Source organism: Bartonella sp. AA86SXKL (assembly GCF_042196885.1).
Genome location: NZ_JBHIRE010000543.1, coordinates 239 through 573 on the forward strand (window position 1 = coordinate 239; position 335 = coordinate 573).

General features: G+C 42.7%; 1 pseudogene. It reads left to right on the forward strand.

The features are described 5' to 3' along the window. Positions 1-335, forward strand: a pseudogene (locus tag ACFIO5_RS13180) (cell filamentation protein Fic); the annotation flags it as partial.

Genomic DNA, 335 nt, shown 5'->3' on the forward strand with positions numbered 1-335 from the left:
TTAGGCATAAGAAGTCCAAGTCGCAGGCGTGCCGAAGAGGCTGTTCCACAGCTCTGTGAAGCCCTTAAAAGTTATGCTGATATGGCACAACATACAATGGAGAACCTCATAGAGCAACACCAAAAAGAGCAAAGACGCATAGCACACTCTGTGGAAAAACCAGGAAGAGATTTGCAACAGCTTTTTACCCTCTCATCAGAACAACAAAGAGAAGTCCTGTCTCTTTCTCCTATACTGCAAAAACAACTCCATACTTTTGCGCGCCAATTACATAATCGTCTCTCCTCAGAAGAGCATAGAGCTATACAAGAAAACAATCCTCTAAAACTTTCTTG